We start from the raw sequence: 11,561 nt of genomic DNA on the forward strand, positions 1-11,561 counted from the left end.
GCGAGCCGGCTCCGGGCGGCGTTCCGACGATGGAGGTCAACGATGACACGGGAGCCTGACACCCCGCGGTGCTCTCAGGTTTTTCGCGAGCAAGCTCGCTCCTACAGAGTTTCGTGACAGACCATCAACGCCATCGAAAATGGCCGCTATGATCCATAGTCTGCCACTGGCATTTCAGATTGCCGGGACGTTTGTATTGCCCATCGAAAGCATTTTCGACGATGAATTCACTGGCTGATTCACCACACCCGCCAGGCAAGCTTCACACAACAACAAAAAACAGGAGTTGACTATGTCTGAGCTGCAACTGCACCCCAAAGCCGCAGAATCCTTGAGCCTGTGGCACGCGATGATCCGCACCGGAGATTTGCAGGCCTTGCCTGCGCTGCTGGACCCGGACGCGGTGTTTCGCTCGCCGATGGCACATACGCCGTATCCAGGCGCGCCAGTGGTTTCGATGATTCTCAACACGGTGTTCAACGTATTCGAAGACTTCACCTACCACCGCGAACTGGCGAGCGCCGACGGCTTGAATGTGGTCCTCGAATTCAGCGCCAGGGTCGGCGAGAAACAGCTCAAGGGCATCGATATGATCCGCTTCGACGAACAGGGAAAAATCGTCGATTTCGAAGTGATGGTCCGCCCCCTCAGTGGCCTGCAGGCGCTGGGCGAGGAAATGGGCCGGCGCCTGGGCGCCTACCTGGCCGCCAGCAAAGCCTGATCATCGTGCAGCGCCGGTCGAACCTTGGATACCACCTGCAACTCGACCGGCTCACCGAGAAACGCACAGCAGCGCGAGCGTAACCAGCGCTGGCCGGGGTCATTGTGCACCGCTGCGCGCCAGACCATGGAAAGTTCCGGCACGGGCAATTGCAGCGGTACCGGTTCGACTCGCATGCCTGCCACCGAGGCCATCGCCTTGGCCACGTAATCCGGCACGATGGCCAGCATGTCGGTTTGCGCCAGCAATCCCGGCAACGCACTGCACTGCGGCACGGTCAGCACCACTTTGCGCTGCCGGCCCAGCAGGCTCAGGGCATGGTCGGTGTCATCCGACGCATTGCCCATCGACGACACCAGCACATGAGGGCGCCGGCAAAACGCGTCCAGCCCCAACGGCCCGGGCCGGGTGTCAGACCGCAGCAGCATCGGGCGAATCGGCCGCAAGCCTTTGCGCCGGGCATTGGCCGGCAGGTCGAGGGTGTGACTGATGCCCACGCAGATGTCGCCATTGCCCAACCTTTGCGCCATCTGCTGTTGATCGACACGGCGCACGATCAAGGCGATGTTCGGCGCCTCGATTCGCAGTTGTCGCAGCAGCCGCGGCAGCAGCGCGTATTCGACATCGTCCGACAGGCCGACATGAAACGTCGTCTCGCTGGTACGTGGGTCAAACGACTGGCAACGGCTCAATGCAGCGGCGATGCCGTCCAGCGCCGGCGCCAGGTTGGCGAAAATTTCCTCGGCCCGTGCGGTCGGTTCCATCATCCGCCCGCAACGAATGAACAGCGGGTCATCGAACAGTGCCCGCAAGCGGCCCAGGGCACCGCTGATGGTGGGTTGCCCGAGGAACAGCTTTTCGCCGACGCGGCTGACATTTCGCTCATGCATCATCGTCTCGAAAACCACCAGCAGGTTGATGTCGGCACGACGCAGGTCATTTCTGTTCATGAGGTTCACTACCCGGCACGCGGCCATTGAGTTCGGGAAGGGTATGAACAGGGTATGGCAGCGGATGAAAAACGTCTGTCGTACCTGGGGACAGCGCGATCATGCGTTAGATAACCGACTTGATACTTCGGTATAGCCCCCACTGAAAAACCTTAATTTGATTAATGACTTACGCGCTCATTCGAGCAGTCGGCGATTCGATGCCATGGCAGCTTTTTCGGGTTTTTTGTCCTAACGGGAGGCGACCCCGTGCTTCTAGGATTACTGAACCGATTCTCCGCCCCAGCCCGAACAAAAAAACGAGGCGCGCATGATCGACAACCAAAAAGGAACCTGCAGCAAAATGCTGTTCAACTCAGGTCAAAGGATCTCTCGCCTCTCGTCCGGTTTCAGCCTCAAGCCGGTGGAAAACGCCCTGGTGTGGTTGATGGGCCTGATCGTGGCCTGCGGAATCCTGCTCAATTGCGAAACCCGGACCGACTTCGCCACGACCACGCTGTACATCGCGTTGCTGCTGATGGCGATCAACCTGTTGTCGATCAGCGCGGTGATCGTGGTCGCGCTGTTCTGCATGCTGGTGCTGACGTCGATGTGCCTGTATCAGGGTGGCTTTCACCGCTGGGAGTCGACCATGGATTTGCTGCGCAGCCTGACGGTGCTGGCGGCGATCATCTTTCTGGCGCTGCGCAGCAAGCGGGTCTGCGACAGCCTGCGCCACAAGGAAGTCTACATGACCGGTGCCCAGCGCCTGACCCAGACCGGTTGCTTCGGCTTTCGCGCAGACCTCGCACGCATGGGCTGGTCGGAGCAGGTGGCGCGCATGCTCGAATACCCGGCGGGCATGCCCTCCTCTGCGTCCTTGTACCTGGAGCGCACCCACCCCGATGACCTGCCCCTGGTGCTGGCCGGTTTCGAAAAGGCGGCGCGCCATGCGACCCTGATCGAGGTCAGGCACCGCCTGCTGATGCCCGACGGGCGCATCAAGCATTTGCACCTGTTCGCCACCCCGCTCTTCACCCGACACGGATGCTTTGAATACCTGGGCGCGCTGATGGACGTGACCGCCAGCAAACAGGCCGAAGAAGCGCTGTGCCGCGCCCAGACCCAGTTGGCCCATGTCACCCGCGTGACCTCCCTGGGTGAACTGGCCGCGTCCATCGCCCATGAAGTCAATCAACCGCTGGCGGCGATCACCAGCAGCGGCGAAGCCTGCCGCAACTGGCTGAGCCGCCCGCAGCCCGATCTGCTCGAAGCTCGCCAGGCACTGCAGCGGATCATCGCCAGCGCCCATCGAGCCAGTGAGATCACCCGCCGCGTTCGGGCCCTGTCGCGCAAGAGCGAGCCGCTGCGCCAGAACGAATCGCTCAACGACATTGTCAGCGAGACCTTGAGCCTGGTTCGCCATGAACTGGCGCATCACAAGATCAATCCGAACATCGAGCTGAGTGCGTTCGGCGGCCAGGTCAGTGCCGATCGCGTGCAACTGCAGCAAGTCATCATCAACCTAATCCTCAACGCCTGCCAGGCCATGGACGCGATCAACAGCGCGCAACGGGCCTTGTCGATTCGCACCTGGGTCAAGGACAACGAGGCCGTGCTGGAAGTGGCCGACCAGGGGCCGGGCATTGCCGCCGAGGTCCTGCCGCAACTGTTCACGCCGTTCTTCACCACCCGGGAAAACGGCCTGGGCATGGGGCTTGCCATCTGCCGCTCGATCATCGATTTCCACGAGGGCCGGATCTGGGCCACCAGCACACCAGGCCAGGGCAGTTCGTTTCTGTTTGCCCTGCCGATACGGGTCGCCAACGATGCGGGGTACGCCGCGGCCATTTGATACACAGGTATGAGTGCCGCCAGCCCGACCTGCATTTAAAGTTGCGCCCCGCGCCAGGAGCACAGCGCCGGGCGGCTGCACGTCCAACCCTTGGGAACCCGCCATGAACGAACAACACCCGCTCAACAAGATCAACCACAACGAGTCCCTGGTGTTCATCGTCGACGACGATGCGCCGCTGCGCGAATCCCTCGGCAGCCTGCTGCGCTCCATCGGCCTGCGGGTCGAGTTGTTCGGCTCGGTCGCCGACTTCATGAAGTACCCGCGCCCGGACACGGTCAGTTGCCTGGTGCTGGATGTGCGGTTGCAAGGCAGCAGTGGCCTGGACTTACAGAACGAACTGGCCGCCGCCGGCATCAACGTACCCATCGTGTTCATCACCGGGTACGGTGACATCGCCATGACGGTACGGGCAATGAAAGCCGGCGCGGTGGATTTCCTCACCAAGCCCTTTCGCGAACAGGACCTGATCGATGCGGTGTGCGCCGCCCATGGCCGCGACAAACAGCGTCGCGAGTCCTCGCGACATGCCGAACAACTGCTTGCGCGCCACCAGACGTTGACCGCCCGGGAACAGACGGTGATGGCGCTGGCGGCCTCGGGCTTGATGAACAAGCAGATAGCCGGGGAAATCGGCCTGAGCGAAATCACCGTGAAGATCCACCGCGGCCAGGCCATGCGCAAGATGGGCGCGCGTTCCTTTGCCGATCTGGTGCGCATGGCCGAGGCGATCTCGTGCCAGCCCGCTAACCGCTGACTATACCCACGTATACTGTGCACCCTTTCAGGACGGCGTATCTTGCAATAATGGCGCGGTGCCTCTAAGTGCTCTGCGCTACCAGGCAGGACACCGCTATGCACAAAGAGGCAATGATTGCCGTAGTCGATAACGATGAATCGGTTCGAATGGCCCTGGACAGTTTATTGCGATCCAGTGGATATACCGTGCGAACTTATTCGAGGGCCCATGAGTTTCTCATTTCAGAGGGTCCGCTTATTACCACCTGCCTGATTTCCGATATACAAATGCCGGAAATGGACGGGATCAGCATGTATGAGGAACTGGCAACCAGGGGCATGCATATCCCGGTGATCTTCATTACCGGCAACCCCTGTGCACAGCGCCAGCCGGGCAGCCACGCCATGAAACCCATCGCCTTTTTTCCCAAACCCTTCTCCAGCGAAAAGTTGCTCGCCTGCATCGAAACGGTGCTCGATCGAAGCCACTGAAATCTGTTTATTCAAGCAACTAACACTTTGGTATAGCCGGTTAATACCTAGTCATACTCGCGCTGACCCTATGTAGCAGTGCCAGTTTCAAACCCCTCGAATAACATCTGTTCCAGATCCAGCCGATGCCGACTGTTTCGCATTGTTTAACGACATCGCAGACGATCAGCCACAGCGGTTATGCGGCAACAACTTTTTCATGACCTCGATTGTTCTTCAGGAGCTAAACAATGAAACAGCAAATCTTGATTATTGGTGCAGGGTTCGGTGGGGTCTGGAGCGCGTTGAGCGCTGCCCGTCTGCTGGACAAGCATGATCGAAACGACGTCGAGATCACCGTGTTGGCTCCCCAGGCCGAGCTGCGCATCCGCCCGCGCTTCTACGAGCCGAACGTGCACACCATGAAGGCACCGCTGAACGAACTGTTCGACGCTGTGGGGGTGAAATTCGTCAAGGGTGCGGCCGAGATCATCGACGAGCACAGCAAACAGGTGAGCTACACCAACGCCGCGGGCATCCAGGGCACGCTGAGCTACGACCGCCTGGTACTGGCCGCCGGCAGCAAGCTGATGCGCCCGCCGGTCGACGGCATGCTCGAGCACGCCTTCGATGTCGATGAAATCGAGTCCGCCACGCGTCTGGAAGCTCACATCAAGTCGCTGAAGGACAAGCCGGTCAGTGCCGCCCGCAATACCGTGGTGGTGGCCGGCGGTGGTTTCACCGGGATCGAAACCGCCACCGAAATGCCGGCGCGCCTGCGTGCCGTACTCGGTGAAAACGCCGACATCCGCGTAATCGTGGTTGACCGTGCCCCGCAAGTCGCCGCCGCCCTGGGCGATGGCATTCGCCCCTCGATCGTCGAAGCCTCGGAGCACCTGGGCATCCAATGGGTGCTCAACGCCACCGTTGCCGCCGTCGATGCCAATGGCGTCACCCTCGCCGATGGCCAGCGCATCGAGTCCAACACGGTGATCTGGACCGTGGGGTTTCGCGCCAACTCGCTGACCGAGCAAGTACAAGGCACCCGCGATCATCAGGGCCGCCTGCATGTCGATCAGCACCTCAAGGTGCGCGGTCACGCCGATGTGTACGCCAGCGGCGACGTGGCCTATGCCGCCACCGATGACCTGGGCAACTTCGCGGCCATGTCCTGCCAGCACGCCATCGCCCTGGGGCGTTATGCCGGCAACAACGTCGCCGCCGAACTCCTGGGGGTCGAGCCAATGGCCTACAGCCAACCCAAGTACGTCACCTGCCTGGACCTGGGTGCCTGGGGCGCGGTATTCACCGAGGGCTGGGATCGCCAGGTAAAACTGGTCAAGCAGGAAGCCAAGGAGCTCAAGACACAGATCAACACGATGTGGATCTATCCGCCTGCGGCTGATCGCGTCGCGGCGCTGGCGGCAGCCGACCCGTTGATTCCAGTGGCCTGAAGACGATCGATGCGGCCGTGGCAACCACGGCCGTCACTCCCCTGGCACCGCCCGGGTGATATGAAGTTTCGCCTGTATCCCGACCAGCCCACTCCTTGCTGGACCGGGGCCTTTCCCAAGCGCCCGCCACTGGTTTTTCTGGCGGGCGTTTTTTCTTCAGTCCGATCAAGCACCAACCCCTCAAAGAGTTTGCCCGGCATCAGCGATGCCTTGCGAGTTGCCGTTCGATAGCAAAAATCCGGAAGAACAAATGTCTATCATCAAACGTTGCAAGAGACTTTTTTTTTCAGACCCGGTCGCCTGGCTGGCCGCCATTGCGGTCGGCAGCATGATCTTCATTACCAACGCGTTGCTCGACCTGGATGTCGCACCGACGCTGCTGTACATCACGCTGGTGTTCATGTCGGCGAACATCTTTTCCGTGCCGGTCTTCCTCGCCGTCGCCTTCAGTTGCGTGGCCATCCTGACCGCCAGTTTCATTATCGATGAAGGCTATCGTGATCACCGGCTCATCGCCGGCTTCGTGCGCTGCCTGATCGCGCTGACCACCATCACCCTGCTGGCGCTGCGCAGCAAGCGCGCCACCGACACGTTGCGCCGCAAGGAAGCGTTCTTCCTGGGTGCGCAAAAACTCAGCCATACCGGCAGTGTCGGCTTGATCATCGATGACCAGGTGATCGTGTCGTGGTCGGACGAGTCTTCACGCATTTTCGAATACCCGCTGGACGTTACGCCGACGCTTGGCATGGTTCGGGCGCGCACTCATCCCGATGACCTGTCGATTATCGACAGCGTCCTGGAGCAGGCCGCACGCCGGGAAAACCTGATCGAAGTGGAACATCGACTGGTCATGCCCGATGGGCGGATCAAGCACGTGCAGATGCTCGCCAACCCGCTGTTCAACCACGGTGGACGCATTGAGTACGTCGGCGCATTGATGGACGTGACCGCATCCAGGCAAGCCGAAGAAGCACTGTTTCACTCCCAGGCCAAACTCGCGCATGTCACCCGGGTGACCTCCATGGGTGAACTGGCCGCCTCCATTGCCCATGAAATCAATCAACCCCTGGCGGCGGTGATCACCAGCGGGGAATCGTGCAAACGCTGGATCAATCGCCCTGAGCCGAACCTCGAAGAAGCCCGCCGTTCGCTGGACCGGATCATACAAAACTCGTCCAGGGTTGCCGATGTGATCGCCTGTATCAGGGCGCTGTCGCGCCAGAGCGAGGTGCAACGCAAGGCCGAAGCATTCGACGAAATCGTCCGCGACTCACTGACGCTCATGCAACATGACATCGGCAACCATCAGGTTCGCCCACACCTGCAACTGGGCGCACCCGGCGCGCACATAAAAGGCGACCGGATCCAGCTGCAGCAAGTCATCATCAACCTGATCATCAATGCCTGCCAGGCCATGGCCAACGTGCATGACCGCGCGCGAACGCTACGGATTCACACCTCGGTACAGGACAACGAGGCCGTGCTCGAAATCGCCGACTCCGGCACCGGCATTGCCGAAGACGTTCTGCCCTCGTTGTTCGATCCGTTCTTTACGACCAAACCCACCGGCCTGGGAATGGGCCTCTCGATCTGCCGCTCGATCATTGAATTTCATGGCGGCCGAATCTGGGTCAGCAGCACCGAAGGGGTCGGCACGCAGATGCTGTTTGCGATTGCGCTGACACCCCCCGTACACGATGAATAACCTCATCCACCTCTGACGCCACGATTCGGCGACCTGGAGACAAGCAGTGCCCATCAATGAAATGAGCGACAACCTTGGAACGGCACAACCTCGCAGCATCATCTTCGTGGCCTATCCGCAAATGGGCTTGCTGGACCTGACCGGTGCCCAGACCGTGTTCTGGGCGGCGACCCGCAGCCTGGCCGAACGCGGTTTGCAAGGTTATGCCTTGCACACGGCCAGTCTGGACGGTGGGTCCATTCGCACGGGCGAAGGCCTTGAGGTGCAGACCCGGCGCCTGAGTGAGTTGGCCGGTAGCCCGATGGATACGCTGATCGTTCCAGGCTCCCCGCACATCCGCCAGGCCATGATCGAGAGCGCCCCGCTGGTGGACTGGTTGCGCGCCGCTTCCAGCTCGGCCAGGCGTACCACGTCGGTGTGCAGCGGCTCGTTTTTTCTGGCCCGGGCCGGCTTGCTCGATGGCTTGCGTGTGGCGACTCATTGGGTGATGGCCGACCTGTTCGAGCGCCTGTTCCCGCAGGTCGAGCTCGACCGCGAAGCGATTTTCGTCCAGCAAGGGACGATATGGACCTCTGCCGGTGTCAGCGCCGGGATCGATCTGGCCCTGGCACTGGTCGAGGCCGATCACGGTCGTGATGTGGCGATGCAGGTCGCCCGGCGCATGGTGGTGTACTACCGACGCCCGGACAACCAGGAACAATGGAGCCCGCTGTTGCGCTCGCAGTACCCCACCGCTCATACCCAGGTATGACGGGCCTGACCCGATGTGCTAACACGCTGTCTTGAGGTAGGAGTGTTATCGCGCACCCGTCGATTTAGGCTGGTCACCTCGAATGAATCAACTCATCGCGCCGATGCGCTGACCTGGGGACGATTGCCATGAACGCATTGCAAAAGCTGTACATCGTCAGTCATCCGCTGCGCATCAGTCGTTATGGTGCGCATACCTCCCTGTCCACCGCCGAGCGCGTGGAGGTCATCGATGCATTGACGCAGACGCTGGGCACCACCCTGGGCATGCTCGCGCAACTCAAGCGGGGCCAGCAGCAACTGCGCAATGTCAGCTTCCTGCCAGTGCAACAGCTGTTCCGCCGCCTGGTGCGCGCCAATGCCGACTATGCCGATTTCCTCGCCAGCGCCATCACCGACCTGGGCGGCCACATCGAAACCGCGGCGCTCTACAGCCTGAACGACACCCGCGAGCCGCAGTGTTTTGCCGACTGCCTGACTGGTATTTGCCAGGGCAAGCAGCGACTGCGGGCCGTAGATGCCTTGCTGCGCGATTGCCTTGAACGCGCCATCGCCAACAAGGACAACGCCAGCAAACGCTTTTTCGAAGCATGCGCACGGCACAACACGCGTTTTCTGTCGGTGATCGGGGACAACCTGCCCCATGAACAACCAGGGTGAGGCAAACCGCTCAATGATATTGATAACCCATCGCAACTAACGCGAAATAACAACCCAACATACCCAAGTATACTATTGCACTTTTCTGCAGCGCGTATCTTGCAAGTATGGCGGGCGCCACTTAGCGCCACCCGCAACAACGCAAGGTTTCTACATGTTCAACTCAGCTATTATTTCGGTTGTTGATGATGACGAACTTATTCTTGTCTCACTGGACAGTTTGTTGCGTTCTTACGGTTACAGGGTAATCACCTACAACAGTGCCTGTGCCTTTCTTGAATCCAGCGGACCTGCGCAGACAGACTGCCTGATTTCGGATATTCAGATGCCCGGCATGTGCGGGGTGGAAATGTACGAAACGCTGGCGCGCAGAAACATCCACATCCCTACGCTGTTCATTACAGGAAAGCCCGGCCTGCCGCCGCAATTCAGTGCCAGCGTGCATAAACCCGAAGGCTATTTCCCCAAGCCGTTCTGCACCCATGCGCTGCTGGCGTGTATTGAACGGGCCTTGAAGCGCCGGGTTCCCGAGTGAACTGCAAGACGCCGCCATAACAAATAACGTTTTCTTTTTCAGCTTTCGGTTAGTTAAGCCGTTCACTCTTGCCACTCAACTAAAATCCCAACTTGGAGAACCGTGCCATGCCCAGGAATAAACTGACTTCGATCAACGGCGCACCGGTCGTCGACAACTTCAACATCCAGACTGCCGGCCCCCGTGGCCCCGCGTTGTTGCAGGATGTCTGGCTGCTGGAAAAACTCGCCCACTTCGATCGCGAGGTGATTCCTGAGCGGCGCATGCATGCCAAAGGCTCCGGCGCCTACGGCACTTTTACCGTCACCCACGATGTGACGCGCTACACGTTCGCTCAGTGGTGTGTCCCAGGAGGTTCAACAACGGCATATTGCGAACTGCTCCAAGGCAGATCCGTTCTATGGGGCCGGGGTGTCCAGGGCGTTGGCAGAACTCGACCGGTAAACACACACACCCTGTAGGAGCAAGCTTGCTCGCGATGGTCGCTAACGATAACGCTGGAAACCTGACACCCCGAGGCGTGCTCAGGTTCTTCGCGAGCAGGCTCGCTCCCACAGGATGATCAGTGGATTCAAATCCTCAGTGCGGCACGAAACTGGGAGGCTTGAAGCACTGGCGAGCATCGGCTGGTGAACAAAATGACCTGTGGGAATGAGCCTGCTCCCACAGGTGGCATCGGGATCACGGATGCGCAAGCCGAGCGTCGATGGCATCATCACCCGCTTCGAAGGTTTCGATGCCGACGGTGAACGGGTCATTCCGTTGTTCGGCGTGCCCTGGCCGAAACCGCCACCGTCCTGAACGACTAAGGAAGCGTCCTGATGCGTATCAAATCACTGCTGGCCTGCGCCAGCGTGCTCGTGAGCCAAATGGCCATGGCCGACGCCCTGCCCCAACGCTGGGTCAGCGCCGGTGGCGCGTTCAGCGAATGGGTGGTCGCCCTGGGTGGCGAGGGCAAGCTGGTGGGTGTCGACAGCACCAGCCAGCACCCGCGCTCCTTGCACAGCCTGCCGAGCGTCGGTTACCAGCGGGCGCTGGCGGCCGAAGGCATTCTGGCGTTGAAGCCGGACATCCTGGTTGGCAGCGCCGAAATGGGCCCGCCACCCGTACTGGCGCAACTCAAGGCCGCCGGCGTGCGCATTGAGCTGCTCTCGGCCAAGGCCGACGTCCCCTCGTTGCAACACAACCTGACCGAACTCGGACAACTGCTCGGCAAACCGGCTGAAGCACAGGCGTTGATGGCCGGCTATCAGCAGCGTCTGGAGCAGCAGGCGGCGTGGGTCAAGCAAGTGCAACAGCACAATCGCGCCCCTCGGGTGTTGCTGCTGCTCAGCCATGCCGGCGCCAATCTCCAGGCCGCGGGCAAGGACACCCTGGCCGCCTGGATGATCGATCAGGCCGGTGGGAAAAACCTAACCGAGCACAACGGCTACAAGCCGGTCTCCAACGAAGCCATGCTGGCCCTGGACCCTCAGGTGATCATTTTCGCCGGCGCCAAGCTTGAAGGCGATGCCGCGGGGGCAGCGCTGCTGGAGCAGAATCCGGTCCTGGCGCAAACCTCGGCCGGTCGCGAAGGCCGGGTGCTGGTGATCGACCCCACGCTGCTGGTCGGTGGCCTGGGGCCGCGTGTGCCGGACGCGTTGAACACACTGTCGAAAGCATTCTATCCGTCGGCACAGGTGCAGACTGCCGAGCGCAACCGATGACGGCCATCGTTCGGCCGCGGTCGATGCTGATTACTTT

Annotated in this window: 11 protein-coding genes and 3 pseudogenes; 13 read left to right on the top strand and 1 reads right to left on the bottom strand. The window is 60.6% G+C overall.

The features are described from left to right. Positions 1-117 precede the first annotated feature (117 nt). Positions 118-238: pseudogene (locus DKB71_RS21860) on the top strand (helix-turn-helix transcriptional regulator); the annotation flags it as partial. A gap of 54 nt (positions 239-292) precedes the next feature. Then, on the top strand, positions 293-721 hold the full coding sequence (locus DKB71_RS21865) for a nuclear transport factor 2 family protein (RefSeq protein WP_408597371.1): 429 nt from the start codon (positions 293-295) through the stop codon (positions 719-721). Here DKB71_RS21865 and DKB71_RS21870 read toward each other — a convergent pair. Further along, positions 697-1,671, bottom strand: coding sequence for a LysR family transcriptional regulator (locus DKB71_RS21870; RefSeq protein ID WP_408597373.1), 975 nt, complete (start codon positions 1,669-1,671; stop codon positions 697-699). The two genes, DKB71_RS21865 and DKB71_RS21870, sit on opposite strands and share 25 nt — an antisense overlap. A 310-nt stretch (positions 1,672-1,981) precedes the next feature. On the opposite strand from DKB71_RS21870, the gene DKB71_RS21875 reads away from it, so the two are divergent. The 11 genes and pseudogenes from DKB71_RS21875 to DKB71_RS21925 all read left to right on the top strand — a co-directional run bounded on the left by DKB71_RS21875 (position 1,982) and on the right by DKB71_RS21925 (position 11,524). Then, the gene (locus tag DKB71_RS21875; RefSeq protein ID WP_408597375.1) at positions 1,982-3,505 is read left to right on the top strand and encodes a sensor histidine kinase; all 1,524 of its coding nucleotides are present in this window, start codon (positions 1,982-1,984) and stop codon (positions 3,503-3,505) included. 103 nt (positions 3,506-3,608) lie between these two features. Beyond that, on the top strand, positions 3,609-4,262 hold the full coding sequence (locus tag DKB71_RS21880) for a response regulator transcription factor (protein WP_408597377.1): 654 nt from the start codon (positions 3,609-3,611) through the stop codon (positions 4,260-4,262). Between the two features lie 98 nt (positions 4,263-4,360). Further along, entirely contained in the window at positions 4,361-4,735 is a 375-nt protein-coding gene (locus DKB71_RS21885; protein ID WP_408597379.1) for a response regulator transcription factor, read from the top strand. Between the two features lie 230 nt (positions 4,736-4,965). Beyond that, positions 4,966-6,168, top strand: coding sequence for an NAD(P)/FAD-dependent oxidoreductase (locus DKB71_RS21890; protein ID WP_408597381.1), 1,203 nt, complete (start codon positions 4,966-4,968; stop codon positions 6,166-6,168). A 250-nt stretch (positions 6,169-6,418) separates the two neighbouring features. Further along, complete coding sequence (locus DKB71_RS21895; protein ID WP_408597383.1) at positions 6,419-7,873, top strand: sensor histidine kinase; 1,455 nt, start codon at positions 6,419-6,421, stop codon at positions 7,871-7,873. 61 nt (positions 7,874-7,934) lie between these two features. Next, positions 7,935-8,597: pseudogene (locus DKB71_RS21900) on the top strand (AraC family transcriptional regulator); the annotation flags it as partial. Positions 8,598-8,752: 155 nt separating this feature from the next. Next, on the top strand, positions 8,753-9,283 hold the full coding sequence (locus DKB71_RS21905) for a hypothetical protein (protein WP_408597385.1): 531 nt from the start codon (positions 8,753-8,755) through the stop codon (positions 9,281-9,283). 154 nt (positions 9,284-9,437) lie between these two features. Further along, the gene (locus DKB71_RS21910; protein WP_323627703.1) at positions 9,438-9,818 is read left to right on the top strand and encodes a response regulator; all 381 of its coding nucleotides are present in this window, start codon (positions 9,438-9,440) and stop codon (positions 9,816-9,818) included. Positions 9,819-9,925: 107 nt separating this feature from the next. Further along, a pseudogene (locus tag DKB71_RS21915) lies at positions 9,926-10,156 on the top strand (catalase); the annotation flags it as partial. A gap of 4 nt (positions 10,157-10,160) precedes the next feature. Then, positions 10,161-10,262 carry a hypothetical protein gene (locus DKB71_RS21920; RefSeq protein WP_408601144.1) on the top strand — a complete coding sequence of 34 codons (102 nt, stop codon included), beginning with the start codon at positions 10,161-10,163 and terminating at the stop codon, positions 10,260-10,262. A 377-nt stretch (positions 10,263-10,639) separates the two neighbouring features. Next, positions 10,640-11,524: a hemin ABC transporter substrate-binding protein gene (locus DKB71_RS21925; protein ID WP_408597387.1), complete on the top strand. Its 885-nt coding sequence runs from the start codon at positions 10,640-10,642 to the stop codon at positions 11,522-11,524. Positions 11,525-11,561 lie beyond the last annotated feature (37 nt).

It is taken from the genome of Pseudomonas sp. PLMAX, assembly GCF_046042685.1.
Lineage (GTDB): Bacteria > Pseudomonadota > Gammaproteobacteria > Pseudomonadales > Pseudomonadaceae > Aquipseudomonas > Aquipseudomonas putida_AE.

Bases quoted from the DNA above. Each gene is read 5' to 3' on its own strand.
- DKB71_RS21865 (WP_408597371.1), top strand. From the start codon at position 293: ATGTCTGAGCTGCAACTGCACCCCAAAGCCGCAGAATCCTTGAGCCTG.
- DKB71_RS21870 (WP_408597373.1), bottom strand. From the start codon at position 1,671: ATGAACAGAAATGACCTGCGTCGTGCCGACATCAACCTGCTGGTGGTT.
- DKB71_RS21875 (WP_408597375.1), top strand. From the start codon at position 1,982: ATGATCGACAACCAAAAAGGAACCTGCAGCAAAATGCTGTTCAACTCA.
- DKB71_RS21880 (WP_408597377.1), top strand. From the start codon at position 3,609: ATGAACGAACAACACCCGCTCAACAAGATCAACCACAACGAGTCCCTG.
- DKB71_RS21885 (WP_408597379.1), top strand. From the start codon at position 4,361: ATGCACAAAGAGGCAATGATTGCCGTAGTCGATAACGATGAATCGGTT.
- DKB71_RS21890 (WP_408597381.1), top strand. From the start codon at position 4,966: ATGAAACAGCAAATCTTGATTATTGGTGCAGGGTTCGGTGGGGTCTGG.
- DKB71_RS21895 (WP_408597383.1), top strand. From the start codon at position 6,419: ATGTCTATCATCAAACGTTGCAAGAGACTTTTTTTTTCAGACCCGGTC.
- DKB71_RS21905 (WP_408597385.1), top strand. From the start codon at position 8,753: ATGAACGCATTGCAAAAGCTGTACATCGTCAGTCATCCGCTGCGCATC.
- DKB71_RS21910 (WP_323627703.1), top strand. From the start codon at position 9,438: ATGTTCAACTCAGCTATTATTTCGGTTGTTGATGATGACGAACTTATT.
- DKB71_RS21925 (WP_408597387.1), top strand. From the start codon at position 10,640: ATGCGTATCAAATCACTGCTGGCCTGCGCCAGCGTGCTCGTGAGCCAA.